Raw genomic sequence first — 19,422 nt, forward strand, 5'->3', positions numbered from 1 at the left:
GCCATCGTAGGGAACGCGACTGTGCGAGTCGTGCGTCCGGTCCTGCGAGGATGGCGTCTGTGACAGGAACGCTGGTACTCGCAGGGACGCCCATCGGGGATGTCGGGGACGCGCCGCCCCGGCTCGCCGCGGAGTTGGAGAGCGCCGATATCGTCGCCGCGGAGGACACCCGGCGGCTGCGCGGTCTGACCCGCGCCCTGGGCATCCACACCTCGGGACGTGTCGTCTCGTACTTCGAGGGCAACGAATCGGCCCGTACGCCGGAGCTCGTCGAGGCGCTGGAGAGCGGGGCGCGGGTGCTCCTGGTCACCGACGCCGGGATGCCGTCCGTCTCCGACCCCGGCTACCGACTGGTCGCCGCCGCCGTCGAGAAGGACATCAAGGTCACGGCCGTGCCCGGCCCGTCCGCCGTGCTGACCGCGCTCGCCCTGTCCGGGCTGCCCGTGGACCGTTTCTGCTTCGAGGGCTTTCTGCCGCGCAAGGCGGGCGAGCGCCTCGGCAGGCTCCGCGAGGTCGCGGACGAGCGGCGGACCCTGGTCTATTTCGAGGCCCCGCACCGGCTCGACGACACTCTCGCCGCCATGGCCGAGGTCTTCGGCGCGGAGCGCCGGGCCGCCGTGTGCCGTGAGCTGACCAAGACGTACGAAGAGGTCAAGCGCGGCGGTGTCGGCGAGCTGGCGGCCTGGGCCGCCGAGGGCGTGCGCGGTGAGATCACCGTCGTCGTCGAGGGCGCGCCGGAGACCGGACCCGGCGAGCTCGACCCCGCCGAGCTGGTGCGCAGGGTGCGGGTGCGGGAGGAGGCGGGGGAGCGGCGCAAGGAGGCGATCGCCGCGGTGGCCGCCGAAGCGGGACTGCCCAAGCGGGAGGTGTTCGATGCCGTCGTCGCGGCAAAGAATGTGGATCGCCAGGCTCCCTCGGACGGTAAAGGACTATCGTGAAAGGCAAAGCGCAGACCGTGTCCTGACCCTTTCTGCATGGGAAGACCAAAGACCACTCCATTAATCGACAGGCGCTGATGCGCTCCCGCCGGAACGGGCGTCCACTGGACCAGTGGAGAGGAGCTGGCATGAGTGAGATCACAGGCACCGCCAAGGCCCACGAGGCTTACGCCTTCGCCTGCATGCGCTGCGGGCACGGTTGGGAGCAGTCGTACGAAATAGAGCACCACGTCGACAGCTCGGGCCAGGAATTCGTTGTCTACAAGGCCGGCGGACAGCGGGTGCCTTCTCCGCTCTCGAGCCCGACCTGTCTGAACTGCGGCGGGCATGTCGTGAGGATCATGCGGGCGGGCCAGGTCTCGTCGGTACGCGATCTGATGATGACGGAGTCCGCGAAGAAGCCGGTGGCGTCCGCGGGGCCGCCGGAGGCCGCGCAGCCGGACACGCCGGGAGAGCCGGCACCGGCCGGACAGCCGGGGGAGTCAGCGAGCGGCGAACCTCACCACTGGCACCTCTCCGATCTCCTGCACCCCTTCCACCGCAAGTGAGGCCGGGGGCGCGCGCCTCGTAGGATCGCGCCCATGAGTTCCAAGTCAGCCCCACCGCCGTTGCCCGAGCCTCTCGGGGTGCCGGTCGCCGATTCGCACACCCACCTGGACATGCAGGAGGGCACGGTCGAGGAGGCGCTGGCCAGGGCCGCGGCGGTCGGAGTGACCACCGTCGTGCAGGTCGGCTGCGACATCAAGGGCTCGAGCTGGGCGGCGGAGACGGCCGCGGCGCACGACAGCGTGCATGCCGCGGTCGCGCTGCACCCCAACGAAGCGCCCCGGATCGTCCTGGGTGACCCGGACGGATGGTCACGGCAGGGGGCCCGCGAGGGCGGCGGTGACAGTGCTCTCGACGACGCGCTCGCCGAGATCGACAAGCTCGCCGCCCTCGGCCAGGTGAAAGCCGTCGGTGAGACCGGCCTGGACTACTTCCGTACGGGACCCGACGGAGCCGCCGCCCAGGAGCGCTCCTTCCGTGCACATATCGAGATCGCCAAACGCCACGGGAAAGCACTGGTGATCCACGATCGCGATGCGCACGCCGATGTGCTGCGGATTCTCGCCGAGGAGGGCGCTCCCGAACGGACCGTCTTCCACTGCTATTCCGGTGACGCGGACATGGCCGAAGTGTGCGCTTCCGCGGGCTACTTCATGTCCTTCGCGGGCAATGTGACGTTCAAGAACGCCCAGCCGCTGCGCGACGCGCTCGCCGTCGCCCCGCGAGAACTCGTCCTGGTCGAGACCGACGCGCCGTTCCTCACACCCGTGCCGTACCGCGGACGGCCCAACGCGCCGTATCTCGTTCCGGTCACGCTGCGCGCGATGGCGGCGGTGAAGGGGCTCGATGAGGACACCCTGGCCGCGGCGATCTCCGACAACACGGCGCGCGCCTTTGATTACTGAGCGATAACGGCGCATAGAGTAGCGCGGCGACACAGTGTAGTCGAATCGCTTTGGAGAGTGACCGTCGCTCCGCTATCGTCCCGGCCCGCAAGGTCAAGAGTTGCGGGACCGGACCTTACGGAGCGTCGTGAGTAATGCGCAGGGCAGTCACCGTGCCACGCGTGGCAGTCGCCACGCGGCCCCAGGGGCGGCGGAGCCGTACGAAACGCTCCAGCCGCCCTACGGGACACATGGGCCGTACGAGATGCGCGAGTCCTGTGACGTCCACGGGGCGTACGGGCCGGAAGCCCTGCCGTACGCTCCGGGCGAGCCGGGCGAAGCGCCCGCGCCCGCGTACGAGACGTACACCCCGGTGTACGAGGCGCGCACCCTGGTCTCCGGCGCCCACGGGAGCCACGCGCCGACGCAGACCATGTACACCGCCTACACCCCGACCGTGGCCTCGCTGCCGCGCCAGGGCCCGGCCCCCGAGGACGAGGGAGCGCCCGCCGAGGCCGGGAGCCGCGGCGGGACCCGCCGCGGCTCCCGCCGCCGCAGGACCGGCGACAGGCCCGACGCCTTGCGCAGGCTCATCCCGCAGGCCCTCGTCGTCGCCTTCCTGGCCGGCGGTACCTCCGCCTTCGTCGCCAGCGACAAGGCCGTGCGCCTCACCGTCGACGGCGTACCGCGCACCATGCACACCTTCGCCGACGACGTGCAGGAGCTCCTGGAGGACGAAGGGCTCGACGTCAGCACCCACGACATCGTCGCCCCCGCCCCCGGCTCCGCCCTCATCACCGGGGACGACATCGTCGTCCGCTACGGAAGGCCCGTCATGCTCACCCTGGACGGGCAGCGCCGCCAGGTGTGGACCACCGCCCGCACCGTCGAGGAAGCCCTGCGCCAGCTCGGAGTACGGGCCGAGGGCGCCTATCTGTCCGTCTCCCGCTCCCTGGCGATCTCCCGCGGGGGACTCGCCCTGGACGTGCGGACCGAGCGGACCGTGACCTTCATGGCCGACGGCCGCGAGCGCACCATCCGCACGAACGCGGCGACCGTGCGCGAGGCGCTCGGCGAGGCCGGGATCGCCCTGCGCGGCCAGGACACCACCTCCGCGCCGCCCGGGACCTTCCCCCGCGACGGCCAGACCGTCACCGTCATGCGGATCACCGGCACCCGGGAGGTGCGCGAGGAACCCATCTTCTTCGCGACCGAGAAGACGCGCGACCCCGAACTCTTCGCCGGCACCGAGGTCGTCGTCCGGCAGGGCAGACCCGGCGCGCTCCGGGTCACCTACGGGCTGCGCACGGTCAACGGCGTCAAGGAGAAGCCGAGGAAGATCGCGCAGGAGATCGTGCGGGAGCCGGTCACCCAGCAGGTGAAGGTGGGCACCAAGCCGCTGCCGCGCTCCGTACAGGGCGCTAACGGGCTGAACTGGAGCGCCCTCGCGCGCTGCGAGTCCGGCGGCCGGCCCGACGCGGTCGATCCGTCGGGCAACTACGGGGGGCTGTACCAGTTCGACACCGGCACCTGGCACGCCCTCGGGGGCACCGGGCGGCCCCAGGACGCATCCGCCGCCGAGCAGACGTTCCGGGCGAAGAAGCTCTTCGTGAAACGGGGGGCGAGTCCGTGGCCGCACTGCGGCCGTAGGCTGTATCGGTGAGCACCACAGAGCCCGACGCACTCCTCGGCCCCGCCGACATCCGTGAACTGGCCGCAGCGCTGGGCGTACGCCCCACCAAGCAGCGCGGCCAGAACTTCGTCATCGACGCCAATACGGTCCGCAGGATCGTGCGCACGGCCGGGGTGCGCGAGGACGATGTGGTCGTCGAGGTCGGCCCAGGCCTCGGGTCACTGACCCTCGCGCTGCTGGAGGCGGCGGACCGGGTCGTGGCCGTCGAGATCGACGATGTGCTCGCGGGCGCGCTGCCCTCGACGATCCTGGCCCGGATGCCGGAACGCGTGAGGCGCTTCTCTCTGGTCCACTCCGACGCGATGACCGTCCAGGAGCTGCCGGGCCCGGAGCCGACGGCGCTGGTCGCGAACCTTCCGTACAACGTGGCCGTGCCCGTGCTGCTGCACATGCTGGACCGTTTCCCGACGATCGAGCGGACGCTCGTGATGGTCCAGGCCGAGGTCGCCGACCGGCTGGCCGCTGCTCCCGGCAACAAGGTGTACGGCGTGCCCTCGGTGAAGGCGAACTGGTACGCCGAGGTGAAGCGCGCGGGATCGATCGGCCGGAACGTCTTCTGGCCCGCCCCCAACGTGGACTCGGGGCTGGTCTCGCTGGTGCGCCGGACGAAGCCGATCGAGACGACGGCCACCAAGACGGAGGTCTTCGCCGTCGTCGACGCGGCGTTCGCGCAGCGGCGCAAGACGCTGCGGGCCGCTCTGGCGGGCTGGGCCGGGTCGCCGGCCGCCGCAGAGGCGGCGCTCGTCGCGGCCGGGATCTCCCCGCAGGCACGGGGCGAGGCACTGACGGTGGAGGAGTTCGCACGGATCGCGGAGGCCAAGGCGTGAGCGTCACGGTGCGAGTCCCGGCCAAGGTCAATGTCCAGCTGGCGGTGGGCGGCGCCCGCCCCGACGGATTCCACGACCTGGCCAACGTCTTCCTCGCGGTGTCCCTGTACGACGAGGTGACGGTGAGTCAGGCCCCCTCGCTGACGATCACGTGCGAGGGCCCGGACGCCTCGCAGGTGCCGCTGGACCGTACGAACCTGGCGGCACGGGCCGCGGAACTCCTCGCGGCTCGGCACGGCATCTCCCCCGACGTGCACATCCACATCGCCAAGGACATCCCGGTGGCCGGCGGCATGGCGGGCGGCAGCGCGGACGGCGCGGGCGCCCTGCTGGCGTGCGACGCGCTGTGGGGCCTTCGCTCGTCCCGCTCCGAACTCCTCTCCATCTGCGCCCAGTTGGGCAGTGACGTCCCCTTCAGCCTGGTGGGCGGCGCCGCGCTGGGAACCGGCCGCGGCGAACGCCTGACCGAGCTGGAGGTCGACGGTGGCTTCCACTGGGTCTTCGCCGTCGCGGACGGCGGCCTGTCGACACCCGCGGTCTACGGCGAGTTCGACCGGCTGACCGAGGGCGTCGAGGTCCCGGCCCCCGCCGCGTCCCCCGCCCTGCTCGACGCCCTGCGCACCGGAGACGCGACAGCGCTCGCGGGTGCGCTGGTCAACGACCTCCAGCCCGCCGCGCTCTCCCTGCGGCCCGTGCTGGCCGACACCCTGGGGGCGGGGATGACGGCCGGAGCACTGGCGTCCCTGGTTTCGGGCTCGGGTCCCACGACGGCGTTCCTGACGAAGGACGAGGAGTCGGCGCACTCGGTGGCCGAGGCGCTGCACTCCTCGGGTACCTGCCGCGCGGCGCGGGTGGCCGCGTCTCCGGCGGCGGGCGCGACGGTCCTGTAGCCGCGCTCGGGCAGGCCGGCCGGTTGCGGGTATCGCGCACGGCAGCTTCCCGCACGGCCGTTTCCCGCACGGCTCGGGCGGCGCTTCCCGCAGGGCGCACTCCGGCAGGTACTCAGACCCGCCTGAGTACGTGAGCGCTCACGCCCGGCCGCGCCGCGCGGCACCGTACCTCCATGGGATCAAGTGTTCGTGACCTCGCCGCCGCCACACCGGGCACCCGCGACAGATACGTCGACCTGCTGAGGGTCGCGTCCCTCGGGACGGTCGTCCTCGGACACTGGCTGATGGCCGTCGTCAGCGGGGACGGTCAGGTCGGCAATCTGCTCGCCGTCGTGCCGGAGCTCCAAGTCCTCACCTGGGCGCTGCAGATCATGCCCGTCTTCTTCTTCGTCGGCGGCTTCTCTCACGCCCTCTCCTACCGCTCGCTGCGCCGCAGGCAGCCCGAGGGCTCCGTCTACTCCGCCTTCCTGCGCGCCCGTCTCCAGCGGCTGCTGCGGCCCACCATGGTCTTCATCCTCGTCTGGGGCGTCGCCGCGCTGATCGTGCAACTGCTCGGCGGGGACGGCGGGCTGACCGGCGTCGCCCTGCGGCTCGTCGCGCAGCCGCTCTGGTTCATCGGGATCTATCTCGCGATGGTCGCCTTCACGCCGCCGCTGCTGAGGCTCCACGAGCGCTACGGCTGGGGGGCGTTCGGCCTTCTCGTCGCCGGGGCGGTCCTCGTCGACGTGGCGCGGTTCGCCGTGCACGTGCCCTTCGTGGAGTTCCTGAACTTCGCCTTCGTCTGGCTCGCCGTCCACCAGCTCGGCTTCCTGCGTGCGGACGGCCGCATACGGATTCCGGCTGCCCTCGCCGCCGCCGGGCTGGGCGGCGCCGTCGCGCTCGTCGCACTCGGGCCGTACCCCCTGAGCATGGTGGGGATGCCCGGCGAGAAGGTTTCCAACATGGCCCCGCCCACCCTCGCCCTGCTCTGCCACGGACTGTGGCTCGTCGGCGCGGTGGAACTGCTCCGGGTCCCCGGCACCCGCCTGGTGCAGAAGGCCGCGGTCTGGCGTGCCGTCGTCGCAGCGAACGGCATCGCCATGACCGCGTTCCTGTGGCACCTGACGGCCATGCTCGGCGTGTACGGAGCGATGCTCTGCCTCGGCCTGCCGATGCCCGAGCCCGCCTCGGCCGCCTGGTGGGCGGAGGTTCCGCCGCGGATGATCGTGGCCGGTGCTCTCACCGCGGTGCTGGTCGCGGCGTTCCGCGGCGTCGAACGCCCGGTGAAGGCGGCCCCCGCCACCGGCTCCGGCCCGGTGGCAGCCCTCGGCATCGCCCTCTGTCTCTTCGGCGTCCTCGGGCTGTCCATGGTCGGTTTCGGCGGCATGCTGGAGGGCAGGACGGCGATGCTCGTCGCCGTACGCGTCACGGCACCCGCCGCCGTGGCCATGGCACTAGCGGGCTGGCTGCTGGTCGAACGCGCAGGCCGCGGCAGCGCCGCATCCTAGTGGGCCGCCGCATGTCTCGCGGCGACTAGGCTGGGACGTCGATCCATCCCCCTGTACAGGAGTGAAATGGCCGTCAACCTGGTCAATGTCGAGGCAGTCAGCAAGGTGTACGGAACACGTGCCCTGCTCGACGGAGTCTCCCTCGGCGTCTCCGAAGGGGACCGCATCGGCGTCGTCGGCCGCAACGGCGACGGCAAGACCACCCTCATCCGTATGCTCGCCAAGCTGGAGGAGCCCGACACCGGCCGGGTCACCCAGAGCGGCGGCCTGCGGCTCGGCGTGCTCACCCAGCACGACTCCCTCGACCCGGCCGCGACCGTCCGGCACGAGGTCATCGGCGACATGGCCGACCACGAGTGGGCCGGCAACGCGCGCATCCGTGACATCCTCACCGGACTCTTCGGCGATCTGCACCTGCCCGGCTTCGAGCAGGGCCTCGACACGGTGATCGGTCCGCTCTCCGGCGGTGAGCGCCGCCGGATCGCGCTGGCCAAGCTCCTCATCGCCGACCAGGACCTGATCGTCCTCGACGAGCCCACCAACCACCTCGACGTGGAGGGCATCGCCTGGCTGGCGAAGCATCTGCAGGCCCGCCGTTCCGCGCTCGTCTGCGTCACCCACGACCGCTGGTTCCTCGACCAGGTCTGCACCCGGATGTGGGACGTCCAGCGCGGCTCGGTGTTCGAGTACGAGGGCGGCTACAGCGACTACGTCTTCGCGCGCGCCGAGCGCGAACGCATCGCCGCCACCGAGGAGGCCAAGCGGCAGAACCTGATGCGCAAGGAGCTGGCCTGGCTGCGGCGCGGCGCCCCCGCCCGTACGTCCAAGCCGCGCTACCGCATCGAGGCCGCCAACGAGTTGATCGCCGACGTGCCGCCGCCGCGCGACACGAGCGAGCTGATGAAGTTCGCCAACGCCCGGCTCGGCAAGACGGTGTTCGACCTGGAGGACGTGAGCGTCCACGCCGGGCCCAAGGTGCTGCTGAAGCATCTGACCTGGCAGCTGGGCCCCGGCGACCGGATCGGTCTGGTCGGGGTGAACGGCGCGGGCAAGACCTCGCTGCTGCGCGCGCTCGACGAGGCCGCCCGCACCCAGGGCGAGACCCAGCCCGCGGCCGGGCGGATCACCGTCGGCCGGACCGTGAAGCTGGCGTACCTCTCGCAGGAGGTCGCCGAACTCGACCCGAATCTGCGTGTGCTGGAGGCCGTCCAGCGGGTACGGGACCGTGTCGACCTCGGCAAGGGCCGGGAGATGACGGCGGGTCAGCTGTGCGAGCAGTTCGGCTTCGGCAAGGACAAGCAGTGGACGCCCGTCGGCGATCTGTCCGGTGGTGAGCGGCGCAGGCTCCAGATCCTGCGCCTGCTGATGGACGAGCCGAACGTCCTCTTCCTCGACGAGCCCACCAACGACCTCGACATCGAGACGCTGACCCAGCTGGAGGACCTGCTCGACGGCTGGCCGGGCTCGATGGTCGTCATCTCCCACGACCGGTTCTTCATCGAGCGGACGACGGACCGGACGTTCGCGCTGCTGGGCGACGCCACGCTGCGGATGCTGCCGCGAGGTATCGAGGAGTATCTGGAGCGCAGGCAGCGGATGATCGAGTCCGCCGTCCCCTCGGTCGCCCCCTCCGCCGCTCCGGCCGGCAGGGAGAAGTCCTCGGGCGACGCCCGCGCGGCGAAGAAGGAACTTCAGCGGATCGAGCGACAGCTGAACAAGATGTCCGACCGGGAGACCAGCCTGCACGCCCAAATCGCCGACAATGCCACGGATTTCGAGAAAGTGGCCAAACTGGACGCGGAATTGCGTGAACTGATCGGTGAGCGGGACGAGTTGGAAATGCGCTGGCTGGAGCTCGCCGAAGAGGCGTAGAGAACCCGTGCAGAGCGCGTAACGACCGCATTACGGGCCGGTCCTCCCTTGGGAACAGGGGCGGACCGGCCCCTCGTTCGAGTGGCCTTGAGTGGTAGAAAGAAGCCCCGCTCGAATGACTTGATATAGCGGCATCCATGTCCGAAAACGCTCCTTTCCGGGTCAAGTGCTCGCCGGAATAGCGGGGGAGTCCGGCCGGGCAGCGGACCGTGACGAAGGGGGAAGCGCTGATGACACAGCCGCCAAGCCAGCAAGAGCCGGGGGGCTTCGGAGCTCCTCAGGATCCTCAGCAGCAGGTTCCGCAGCCGCCCGCTCAGCCGCCGCAGACGCCGCCAGCCCCGCAGGGGCCGCCGCCGCAGATGCCGCCCACGCCCCCGGCCGGAGGACCTGCCCCCGGTTACGGCTACCCGCAGCAGCCGCCCACGCAGCCCGGTTACGGCTACCCGCAGCAGGCCCCGGGCCAGCCCGGCCCGTACCAGCAGCCAGGCCCGTACCAGCAGCAGCCCGGCCCCTACGGCCAGCAGCCGGGGCCGTACGGCCAGCAGCCCGGCCCCTACGGCGGGTATCCGGGCCAGCCGCACTATCCGGGCGTGCCCACCCCGCCCTCCGGCGGTGGCGGCAACTTCTTCACGAGCCGGACCGGCATCATCGTCGCCGCGTCCGTGGCCGGACTGCTGGTGATCGGCGGCGGCACCTATCTCGCACTCAGCGGCGACGGCAAGGACGACAAGCCGACCGTCAGCAAGAGCGAGGACCCCAAGCCCTCCGGGTCCGAGTCCGTCGACCAGGGCGACGGCAGCGGTGACGGCCGCCCGGCGGACGACGACCTCAACGCCGGGCGCAAGCCGGGCGAGGCGAAGGTGCTGTTCCTGACGAAGAACGACATCGACCTGCCGCGCAACGGCGCCGAGGCGTTCGGCCCGTGGGCCGCCGGCGACACCGTCGTCAAGGCGATGTACAAGCAGGTCGTCGGGTACTCCGTGGCCGATGGCGCGAAGAAGTGGACCGTGACGCTGCCGGCCGAGGTGTGCTCGGCGGCCACGCAGACCTCCACCGACGGCAAGATCGTCATCGGGGTCAAGGACGGCCTCACCGAGAAGGCCAAGTGCGTCGACCTCCAGATGATCGATCTGAAGACCGGCAAGGCGGGCTGGAAGACGACGATCCCCAAGTCCACCGCCCTCTTCGGCTCGCTCTCCGACTTCACCCTCTCCATCAGCGGCAACACGCTTGCGGCGGGCGGTAGTGGCAACTCGTACGGCTTCTCGATGACCGACGGGCATCAGCTGTTCAAGGGGCCCACGCAAGGCTGCAAGCCGTTCGCGTTCGCCGGCGGCCCCAAGCTGCTGGCGGCATCGAGCTGCCCGACGTCGGACTACAACAAGCCCAAGCAGCAGCTGTCGCAGGTCGATCCGGCCACCGGCAAGGTCAAGTGGACCTACAACGCCCCCGTCGGCTGGGAGATCGACAAGGTCTACTCGACCAGCCCGCCGGTCGTCTCGCTGACCCAGCGTGAGCCCAAGAAGTGGTCGATCGTGGCCCTGACCGACACCGGCAGGCCGCGCTCGCAGATCGTCGGCGGCAAGGACAAGTTCCAGCCCCGCTGCGGCGGAGCGTTCGTGGTCTTCGGCGAGAACCTCGAAGGCTGCACCGGTGTGGCCGCCGACGCCTCGACCTTCTACATGGCGACCGAGACCGCCTACGGCACCGCCAACGAGGTCGTCGCGTTCAGCCTCGACACCGGCAAGGAGAAGTGGCGTTCGTCCGCCGGCGGCAAGCGCAAGATGTCGCCGCTGCGCATGGAGGGCGGGAACGTGCTCGTCTACTTGAACGCCTCGTACGACTCCGGCGGCGCGGTCGCCACGATCGCTCCGACGGGCGGCGCGCCCAAGGTGCTGCTCCAGCACCCGACCTCGACCGCCGAGATCGAGAGCTCCTTCTACTCCGCCAAGCAGGTCTACGTGGACGGGCGGTTCTTCCTCGCCAGCGGTCGCGTCAGCGCGAGCAACGACGCGGAGGAGAAGGAGACGAAGACCATGATGGCCTTCGGCAAGTGACCGCGTCCGAGCCCTCCGTCCGCCTGTCCTTCTCCCGCATCCTTTCGAGGTAAGCACGCCATGACGCAGCCGCCCCCGCCGCCGAACCAGCCCCCGCAGGGCGGCTTCGGCGCGCCCCAGGACCCGCCGCCGGGCGGGTTCGGAGCTCCGACGCCGCCCCCGCAGGGCCCTTCGTACGGTTATCCGCAGACGCCGCCGCCCGCCCAGCCGCCGCAGGGCCCGCCGCCGGGACAGCCCGGCTACGGCTACCCGCAGACGCCGGGTCAGGCCCCCGGCCAGGTGCCCGGCTACGGCTACCCGCAGACGCCGCCCGGCCAGCAGCCGGTCCAGCCGGGCTACGGCTACCCGACGCAGCCCATGCAGCCGCAGTACATGCCTCCCCAGCCGGGCGGCAACGGCGGCGGCAAGAAGCTGAGCGCACAGACGCAGATCATCGTCGCGGCGTCCCTCGCCGTGGTGCTGATCATCGGCGGAGGCATCTGGTTCGCCTCCAAGGACGGCGGCGGCACGAAGGACGAGTCCAGGAACAGCGCGGACGGCGGGACGAAGGGCTCCACCGGCGGCGGCGACGGCGGTAAGGCCGCCGACGGCCCCGGCAAGGAGAAGGCACCCGCCAACACCCGCTCCAAGGTGGCCTTCCAGCTGCCGGAGCCCGCGCGCACCGACACCACCAGCGTCAAGGGCTCCTGGCTCACGGACAAGGCGTACGTCAAGCCCGGCGTGAACTCGCTCACCGGCTACGACGTCGCCAAGGGCACCCCGCTGTGGACCCTCCCGCTCCCCGGCCAGATCTGCGCGGCTTCCCGCCATCTCTCCGAGGACAACAAGGCCGCGATCGCCTTCGAGGCCGTCAAGCGGGCCGCGCCGAAGAACTACGCGCCGTGCACCGAGGTCGGCGTCGTCGACCTGAACACCGGCAAGCTGGTGTGGAGCAAGTCCGTCACCGGCAACCGGTCCGGCGACGAGAAGGCCCGGTTCACGGAGGTCACCCAGAGCGGCACCACGGTCGCCGCCGGCGGCACCGACGGCGGCGCGGCGTTCGACCTCAACAGCGGCGCGGTGCGCTGGAAGCCCACCGTCAACGGCGAGGGCTGCTACGACATGGGGTACGGCGGCGGCCCGGCGCTCGTCGCCGCCCGCAGGTGCGGTTCGTACGACAACCCGCAGGTCATCATCCAGGGTCTGAACCCGGACAACGGCACCCCGGCCTTCTCGTACAAGCTCCCCGCCGGAGTCGGCTACGCGAGCATCGTCTCCACCAAGCCGCTGGTCGTCGCCGCCGACGTCGGTGACACCGGCTCGGGCGGCATCTCGGACTTCTTCTCGCTCGACGACAAGACCGGCGCGCTGAAGGCCAAGATCTCCGCGACGGGCGACAAGTTCCAGGCCAGGTGCGGCTCCACCGAGGTCGAGCAGTGCCAGAAGGTACTCGTGGGCAACGGGAAGCTCTATCTGCCGACCGCCGACCACGAGGGGTCGGGGGAGTACGGAGACACCAACGAGATCGTCTCCTACGACCTCGCCACCGGAAAGCCGACCAGCGACCGTGCGGACGCGGGCGACCGGTACACGATGTTCCCGGTCCGCATGGACGGCGGCAACATTCTCGCGTACAAGGAGCCCCCCTACGACAAGGGCGGCCAGATCGTGAGCATCGACGGCAGCACCTTCAAGCAGACGGTGCTGCTGGAGAACCCGGCCGACAAGGCGGTGCGGGACGCGGAGACCAGCTACAGCTCGGACTACGCCGAGTACCGCTATGCGAATGGCCGGTTGTACCTCGGTGCGGTGCTGATGAGCAAGCCGTCGTCGTCCTCCTCGTCGTTCGGGAAGAAGTACCTGGCTGTCGCCTTCAGCACGGCCGACTGACTCCCGGCGCCGCACGGCGCGAAGTGATCATGGCCCGGCACATTGGATCTCCGATGTGCCGGGCCACGGTCATAAGTAGCCCTGTTTGGCGAAGAATTCGGCACTCTGGGGGGCTTCTGCCACGTTGGGGGCGCGCGATCTCGAACAAGCGTGTAGCTTGCCGGGGCAGAAGGGCCGGGGGGCCAGCTCGCGGGGATGGGGGTTACTCGATGGGCGTGCGGCTCGTGGTGGTCGATGATCACCGACTGCTCGCCGAGGCACTCGCCTCGGCCTTGAAACTGCGGGGGCACCGGGTGCTCGCCGCCGCCGCTCCTGCGGCGGGCGCGGCGGAACTGGTGGTCAGCAGAGCGCCCGAGGTGTGCCTGATGGGCACCGCGACTCCCGCCGAGCCGGGAGCCTTCGACCCGATCGTCACGATCAAACGGGAGCGTCCACAGGTGGCCGTGGTGGTGCTCGGCCCGGTGCCCAGCCCGCGCGGGATCGCCGCGGCCTTCGCGGCCGGCGCCTGCGGGTATGTACGCCACGACGAGCGCATCGAGGGCGTGGAACGCGCCATGGTCAAGGCGCGCGCGGGCGAGGCAGTGGTCGCTCCGGCCTTGCTCCAGGGCGCGTTCGCCGAACTGCTCAACCCGGCCGCGCAGCCCGACGACGAGGGCCAGCGGCTGCTTCAGCTGCTCACCCCGCGCGAGGTCGAGGTACTGGTCCGGGTCGCGGAGGGCGAGGACACCCGGCTGATCGCGGCGGGCATGGGGATCGCCCCGAGCACGGCCCGTACGCATGTCCAGCGGGTGCTGATGAAGCTGGGCGTCGGCTCGCGGCTGGAGGCGGCGGCGCTGGCGGCGCGCACGGGGCTGCTGGACCGCGCCGCGATCGCCTCGCCGCCCGGACCGCCGGGGCAGCCCCCGGGGCCGCGGGCCCCTGCCGGACCGCCTGCCCCGTAGCCGTCACTCCCTGGACGGCCGGGGCCGCCCAAGGGTGCTGTCGCGGCCGTGGAAGGCAGAGGAGCGGGGATCAACATCGGCCTCTGGGCCGGCCTCGGCACGCCGTGTGGCCCGTGGCGCCGGCGTCGTCGCGCTCTGCCGTGACGCGATGGTCGTCGCGCTCTGCCGTGACGCGATGTACGTACGGCCAGAGTCCTTCGGCCAGGAATGCCCGGGTATCCGCTTCGCTGTGTGAAGCCATCGAACCGGAACCCGCGCCCTCACATTCATCAGCTGAACAGTTCTGTTGAGGTTCACTGTTGGATTGTGATCGGGCTGGTAGGCGTGTCCTGAGGTGAGCGCGTACCGCACGTCCATTGACGATGACTGTTGACTTGTGGTTTGTTGTGTTCGATTCTGATTGTTGGGGGCCGAGGGAGATCCAGAGTGAAGAAGACGTCGACCCGGCTCGCTGACGGTCGTGAGCTGCACTACTACGACCGTCGCGACGACGCCGTGCGCGATGCCGTCGACAGGCGGCCCCTCGATACCATCTCCACCAGCGCCGAGATACGCCGCGACCCGCTGCTGGGCGACGCGGTCGCCATCGCCTCGCACCGTCAGGAGCGCACCTACCACCCACCCGCCGACCAGTGCCCGCTGTGCCCCTCCGGGGACGGCCGGCTCAGCGAGATTCCCGCCGCCGACTACGACGTCGTCGTCTTCGAGAACCGCTTCCCCTCCCTCGCCGGTGCCGAGGGACGCTGCGAGGTCGTCTGCTTCACCTCCGACCACGACGCCTCCTTCGCCGACCTCAGCAGGGAGCAGGCCGCACTGGTCCTGGAGGCATGGACCGACCGCACAGCCGAACTCGCCGAACTCCCGCAGGTGCAGCAGGTCTTCTGCTTCGAGAACCGGGGCGCGGAGATCGGCGTGACGCTGGGGCATCCGCACGGACAGATCTACGGCTACCCGTTCGTGACGCCGAGGACGGAGCTGATGCTGCGCTCCGCCGCCGAGCACCGCGAGAGGACCGGCCGCAACCTCTTCGACGACCTGGTGGAACGCGAGCGGGATCAGGGCGTACGGGTGGTGCTGGAGGGCGAGCACTGGATCGCCTTCGTGCCGTACGCCGCGCACTGGCCGTACGAGGTGCACCTGTACCCGCTCCGGCGCGTGCCCGATCTCAGGGCGCTGGACGAGGCGGCGCGCACAGAGTTCCCACAGATCTATCTGGAACTGTTGAGACGCTTCGACCGGATCTTCGGGGAAGGGGAGCCGCCGACGCCGTACATCGCCGGCTGGCACCAGGCGCCCTTCGCCGGAGCCGGCCGCGACGACTTCGGACTGCATCTCGAGCTTTTCACCATTCGCCGGACTTCCGGCAAGCTGAAGTTCCTGGCGGGTTCGGAGTCCGGTATGAGCGTGTTCATCAACGACGTGCCGCCCGAGACCGCGGCCGAGCGACTGCGAGAGGTAGCGAGCGAGTGAGCAAGTACCTGGTGACGGGCGGGGCCGGATACGTCGGCAGCGTGGTGGCGCAGCACCTGCTGGAGGCGGGCCACGAAGTGACCGTCCTCGACAACCTCTCCACCGGCTTCCGCGAAGGCGTCCCGGCAGGCGCGGAATTCATCGAGGGAGACGTCCACGACGCCGCCAAATGGCTGGACTCCTCCTACGGCGCGGTACTCCACTTCGCGGCGTTCTCGCAGGTCGGCGAGTCCGTGGTGAAGCCCGAGAAGTACTGGGCGAACAACGTCGGCGGCACGATGGAACTGCTCACCGCGATGCGCACGGCGGGCGTGCGCACACTGGTGTTCTCCTCGACGGCGGCCACCTACGGCGAACCGGTCTCCTCCCCGATCACGGAGACCGACCCGACCGCCCCGACCAGCCCGTACGGCGCGTCCAAGCTGGCCGTCGACCACATGATCACCGGGGAGGCGGCGGCGCACGGACTCGCCGCGGTGTCCCTGCGCTACTTCAACGTGGCGGGCGCGTACGGCACATGCGGCGAGCGGCACGACCCCGAGTCGCACCTCATCCCGCTGGTGCTCCAGGTCGCGCTCGGCAGGCGTGAGTCGATCTCCGTCTTCGGGGACGACTACCCGACCGCGGACGGCACCTGCGTGCGCGACTACATCCATGTCGCCGACCTCGCCGAGGCCCATCTGCTGGCCCTCGGCGCGGCGAGCGCCGGGGAGCACCTGATCTGCAACCTCGGCAACGGCAACGGCTTCTCGGTGCGCGAGGTCATCGCGACCGCGCGCCGCGTCACCGGACACCCGGTGCCGGAGGTCGTGGCCGCGCGGCGCGGCGGCGACCCGGCGGTCCTGGTCGCCTCGGCGGCCACCGCGCGCGAACGCCTCGGCTGGCAGCCCAGCCGCCCGGATCTGGCCGGCATCGTGTCGGACGCCTGGGACTTCGCCCAGGAGAGGGAGAACACGTCATGAACGAAGGTGTGTGGGCCGCCCCCGGACGGGTGAATCTGATCGGGGAGCACACCGATTACAACGACGGCTTCGTGATGCCCTTCGCGCTGCCGCACACCGTCGTCGCGACGGCCTCACGACGCGACGACGGCCTCCTGCGGCTGCACTCCTCGGATGTCGGGGGCGGCGCGGTGGAACTCCGCATCGGCGACCTCGCGCCCGGGCGCGGCCCCGGCCACTGGACCGACTATCCGGCGGGCGTCGTCTGGGCGCTGCGGGACGCGGGCCATCCGGTGGGCGGGGCCGACTTCCACTTCGAGTCGACGGTCCCCACCGGCGCGGGGCTGTCCTCCTCGGCCGCGCTGGAAGTCGTCACCGCGCTGGCCCTCGACGACCTGTACGGCCTTGGCCTGGAGCGATGGCGGACGGCCCGGCTCTGCCAGCGCGCCGAGAACGTCTACGTGGGCGCCCCCACCGGGATCATGGACCAGACGGCATCGGCGTGCTGCACCGAGGGGCACGCGCTGCACCTGGACACCCGGGACCTGTCGCAGCGCCAGATCCCCCTCGACCTGGCGGCCCACGGCCTTGAACTCCTGGTGGTCGACACCCAGGTCAAGCACGCCCACAGCGACGGCGAGTACGGCAAACGCCGCGCAGGCTGCGAGGCGGGGGCGGCGGCGCTGGGCGTACCGGCGCTGCGGGACGTGCCGTACGAGGATCTGGACGCGGCGCTGGCCCGGCTGGAGGACGAGGAGGTGCGCCGACTGGTGCGCCACATCGTGACCGAGAACCACCGGGTCGAGCGAGTGGTCGCCCACCTGGAGGCGGGCGAGGTCCGTGCCGTGGGCCCGGTGCTCACGGAGGGCCATGCGTCGTTGCGGGACGACTTCCGCATCTCCTGCCCCGAGCTGGACCTGGTGGTGGACACCGGGCTGGCCGCGGGGGCCGTGGGCGCGAGGATGACGGGCGGAGGGTTCGGCGGCTCGGCGATCGTCCTGACGGATGTGTCGGCGTCGGCGACGATCCGGAAGTCGGTGCGGGAGGCGTTCGCGGGGGAGGGGTTCGGGGAGCCGAGGATCTTCACGGCGATCCCGTCGGCGGGGGCGAGGCGGCTGGCCTGACGGCCGGACCGTGTTTCCCGGGCTCCGCCCCCGGTCGCCCAAGGCTCATGGGTGCCCGGCGGCCTTGCTCTCGGGCCCCCGGGCTCGCGCCCCGATCGCGGGGCGGCGGCCCCGGCTTCGGGAAGGGCGGGTTGGGGGACCCGTCACTCCCCCAACCGCTTCGTCAGCACGAACTCCGCCGCCCCCGGCGGATACTCCGCCACCCGCCCCACCACCTCGTACCCCTGCTTCCGGTAGAACTCCGGCGCCTGGAAGGGCGTACCGCGCAACCCGCGTATCGCCGGTGACCGTTCCGCGTTGCTGTTCTCCAGCCGCTCGCCGAGCAACCTGCGCCGATCTTTGTCGACTTCTGCCTCAATACGAAACATGAAGCACACCCTAAACAGCCCGGCCCATCAGTTCTGCAAATAGCCTTCCGCTCCCGGCCCCCGCCCGTACTCTGATGCTCAGCACCGGTGGGGGCCGGTGCTGATCAGGGGGCGAGACAGTCGGGTACGACGCCCGGGGCGGGGTATCAGTCACAGCACGGCGGCGGCCGAGCGACCGCTGTACCACCCCATTTCTCCGGGCGCCGTATCCGCGCCGGTCCGTCCTCCGACACTGGGGGTGTCTGTGGTTCGTATCCGGGTCCTGGTGGTGGACGACCACCGCATCTTCGCCGAGTCGCTCGCTGCCGCCCTCGCGGCGGAGCCCGATGTCGACGTCGCCGCGGCAGGCAGCGGCCCCGCGGCGCTGCGGTGTCTGGAGCGCGCGGCTGCCGACGGGCGCAGATTCGATGTCATGCTCGTCGATGCCGACCTCGGCACCCAGCCGGTGCCCGGCGCCCGCGCCGTCGTCGCGCGTGCCGTGCCGGACAACGGCGAGGAGGGCCTCGTCGACGGCATCTCCCTGGTCGCCGGGGTCCGTTCCGGCCAGCCCGCCATCCGTACCGTCGTGCTCGCCGAGAAGGACGACCCGCGCCGGGCCGCCCTCGCGCTCCAGGCCGGAGCGTCGGGCTGGGTCGCCAAGGACTGTTCGCTCCAGCGGCTGCTCGCGGTGATACGAGGTGTGCTCAGGGATGAGACGCATCTGCCGCCCGCCCTGCTCACGGGCGTCCTGCGGGAGTTGACCGCGGCCCGCAAGCACCGCACCGAGAGCGAGCGGCTGGTCGAGTCGCTCACCCCTCGCGAGCGAGAGGTACTGCGCTGCATGGTCGCGGGCCTGGGGCGCAAAGCCGTCGCCGAGCGCCTCTTCCTGTCCCCGCACACCGTACGTACACATATGCAGAACGTTCTGGGCAAGTTGGGTGTGCACTCCACGCTTGCCGCGGTCGCCCTTGCGCGCCGCGCCGGTGTCGGACCCGTCGACCTAGCCGGGGACGTTGTCGAACGGGGCGGTCAACTGGCGTAGCAGCGCGGCCAGTTCGGCCCGCTGTGCCCGGGACAGTTCGGCGAGGATCGCGCGCTCCTGCGCGAGCAGCCCGGCCAGCGCCTGGTCGGCGCGATCCCGCCCCTCGGGGGTGAGGCGCACCAGGACACCCCGCCGGTCGCTGGGGTCGGGCAGCCGTTCCACCAGGTCTTTCTTGGCGAGCCGGTCGATGCGGTTGGTCATCGTGCCCGAGGTGACCAGGGTCTGGGTCAGCAACTGGCCCGGCGAGAGCTGATACGGAGCCCCCGCGCGCCGCAGCGAGGTGAGCACGTCGAACTCCCACGGCTCCAGATTGTGCTCGGAGAAGGCGAGTCGGCGCGCGCGGTCGAGATGGCGGGCGAGCCGGGAGACGCGGCTGAGCACCTCAAGCGGTTCCACGTCGAGGTCGGGGCGCTCACGGCGCCATGCTGCGACCAGTCGATCGACCTCGTCCTCCATGTCGATCAGTGTAGAGGGTCCCTCGATATGAAGTCTCT

18 protein-coding genes are annotated in these 19,422 nt (G+C 70.9%); 16 read left to right on the top strand and 2 right to left on the bottom strand.

What is annotated here, in order from left to right; all coding sequences use genetic code 11:
• Positions 1–50: 50 nt before the first annotated feature.
• The 15 genes from rsmI (at position 51) to galK (ending at position 17,539) form a co-directional block, all read left to right on the top strand.
• Positions 51–938 (top strand): 16S rRNA (cytidine(1402)-2'-O)-methyltransferase, encoded by an 888-nt coding sequence (rsmI, locus tag OG293_RS21120; protein WP_406000343.1) that lies wholly within the window; start codon positions 51–53, stop codon positions 936–938.
• Between the two features lie 128 nt (positions 939–1,066).
• Positions 1,067–1,486, top strand: a complete 420-nt coding sequence (locus OG293_RS21125; RefSeq protein WP_406000344.1) for a hypothetical protein — start codon at positions 1,067–1,069, stop codon at positions 1,484–1,486.
• A 33-nt stretch (positions 1,487–1,519) separates the two neighbouring features.
• Positions 1,520–2,389 (top strand): TatD family hydrolase, encoded by an 870-nt coding sequence (locus OG293_RS21130; RefSeq protein WP_406000345.1) that lies wholly within the window; start codon positions 1,520–1,522, stop codon positions 2,387–2,389.
• A 244-nt stretch (positions 2,390–2,633) separates the two neighbouring features.
• The gene (locus tag OG293_RS21135; protein ID WP_406003662.1) at positions 2,634–4,031 is read left to right on the top strand and encodes a ubiquitin-like domain-containing protein; all 1,398 of its coding nucleotides are present in this window, start codon (positions 2,634–2,636) and stop codon (positions 4,029–4,031) included.
• A complete protein-coding gene (gene rsmA, locus OG293_RS21140) occupies positions 4,028–4,888 on the top strand; it encodes a 16S rRNA (adenine(1518)-N(6)/adenine(1519)-N(6))-dimethyltransferase RsmA (RefSeq protein ID WP_406000346.1) in 861 nt (286 codons plus the stop codon). The genes OG293_RS21135 and rsmA overlap by 4 nt, the downstream gene beginning before the upstream one ends.
• Entirely contained in the window at positions 4,885–5,778 is an 894-nt protein-coding gene (locus tag OG293_RS21145) for a 4-(cytidine 5'-diphospho)-2-C-methyl-D-erythritol kinase (RefSeq protein ID WP_406000347.1), read from the top strand. Before rsmA ends, OG293_RS21145 begins: the two co-directional genes overlap by 4 nt.
• A 173-nt stretch (positions 5,779–5,951) precedes the next feature.
• Complete coding sequence (locus OG293_RS21150; protein WP_406000348.1) at positions 5,952–7,265, top strand: acyltransferase; 1,314 nt, start codon at positions 5,952–5,954, stop codon at positions 7,263–7,265.
• A 66-nt stretch (positions 7,266–7,331) separates the two neighbouring features.
• Complete coding sequence (locus tag OG293_RS21155; protein WP_406000349.1) at positions 7,332–9,137, top strand: ABC-F family ATP-binding cassette domain-containing protein; 1,806 nt, start codon at positions 7,332–7,334, stop codon at positions 9,135–9,137.
• A gap of 230 nt (positions 9,138–9,367) precedes the next feature.
• Positions 9,368–11,194, top strand: a complete 1,827-nt coding sequence (locus OG293_RS21160) for a PQQ-binding-like beta-propeller repeat protein (RefSeq protein WP_406000350.1) — start codon at positions 9,368–9,370, stop codon at positions 11,192–11,194.
• Between the two features lie 60 nt (positions 11,195–11,254).
• Positions 11,255–13,063: a PQQ-binding-like beta-propeller repeat protein gene (locus OG293_RS21165; RefSeq protein WP_406000351.1), complete on the top strand. Its 1,809-nt coding sequence runs from the start codon at positions 11,255–11,257 to the stop codon at positions 13,061–13,063.
• A gap of 209 nt (positions 13,064–13,272) precedes the next feature.
• Positions 13,273–14,004: a LuxR C-terminal-related transcriptional regulator gene (locus tag OG293_RS21170; RefSeq protein WP_406000352.1), complete on the top strand. Its 732-nt coding sequence runs from the start codon at positions 13,273–13,275 to the stop codon at positions 14,002–14,004.
• A gap of 106 nt (positions 14,005–14,110) precedes the next feature.
• Positions 14,111–14,239, top strand: coding sequence for a hypothetical protein (locus OG293_RS21175; RefSeq protein ID WP_406000353.1), 129 nt, complete (start codon positions 14,111–14,113; stop codon positions 14,237–14,239).
• A 191-nt stretch (positions 14,240–14,430) separates the two neighbouring features.
• Entirely contained in the window at positions 14,431–15,474 is a 1,044-nt protein-coding gene (gene galT / locus OG293_RS21180; protein ID WP_406000354.1) for a galactose-1-phosphate uridylyltransferase, read from the top strand.
• On the top strand, positions 15,471–16,436 hold the full coding sequence (gene galE, locus OG293_RS21185) for a UDP-glucose 4-epimerase GalE (RefSeq protein WP_406000355.1): 966 nt from the start codon (positions 15,471–15,473) through the stop codon (positions 16,434–16,436). Before galT ends, galE begins: the two co-directional genes overlap by 4 nt.
• Positions 16,433–17,539: a galactokinase gene (gene galK / locus OG293_RS21190; RefSeq protein WP_406000356.1), complete on the top strand. Its 1,107-nt coding sequence runs from the start codon at positions 16,433–16,435 to the stop codon at positions 17,537–17,539. Before galE ends, galK begins: the two co-directional genes overlap by 4 nt.
• 143 nt (positions 17,540–17,682) lie before the next feature.
• On the opposite strand, the gene OG293_RS21195 is transcribed toward galK, so the two are convergent.
• Positions 17,683–17,907, bottom strand: a complete 225-nt coding sequence (locus OG293_RS21195) for a hypothetical protein (protein WP_406000357.1) — start codon at positions 17,905–17,907, stop codon at positions 17,683–17,685.
• Between the two features lie 244 nt (positions 17,908–18,151).
• Here OG293_RS21195 and OG293_RS21200 point away from each other — a divergent pair, with 244 nt between their 5' ends.
• Positions 18,152–18,928 (top strand): LuxR C-terminal-related transcriptional regulator, encoded by a 777-nt coding sequence (locus OG293_RS21200; RefSeq protein WP_406003663.1) that lies wholly within the window; start codon positions 18,152–18,154, stop codon positions 18,926–18,928.
• Here OG293_RS21200 and tamR read toward each other — a convergent pair.
• Entirely contained in the window at positions 18,887–19,384 is a 498-nt protein-coding gene (tamR, locus tag OG293_RS21205) for a MarR family transcriptional regulator TamR (RefSeq protein WP_108149161.1), read from the bottom strand. The two genes, OG293_RS21200 and tamR, sit on opposite strands and share 42 nt — an antisense overlap.
• Between the last annotated feature and the right edge of the window lie 38 nt (positions 19,385–19,422).

This window comes from Streptomyces sp. NBC_00829, assembly GCF_045161795.1.
Classification (GTDB): domain Bacteria; phylum Actinomycetota; class Actinomycetes; order Streptomycetales; family Streptomycetaceae; genus Streptomyces.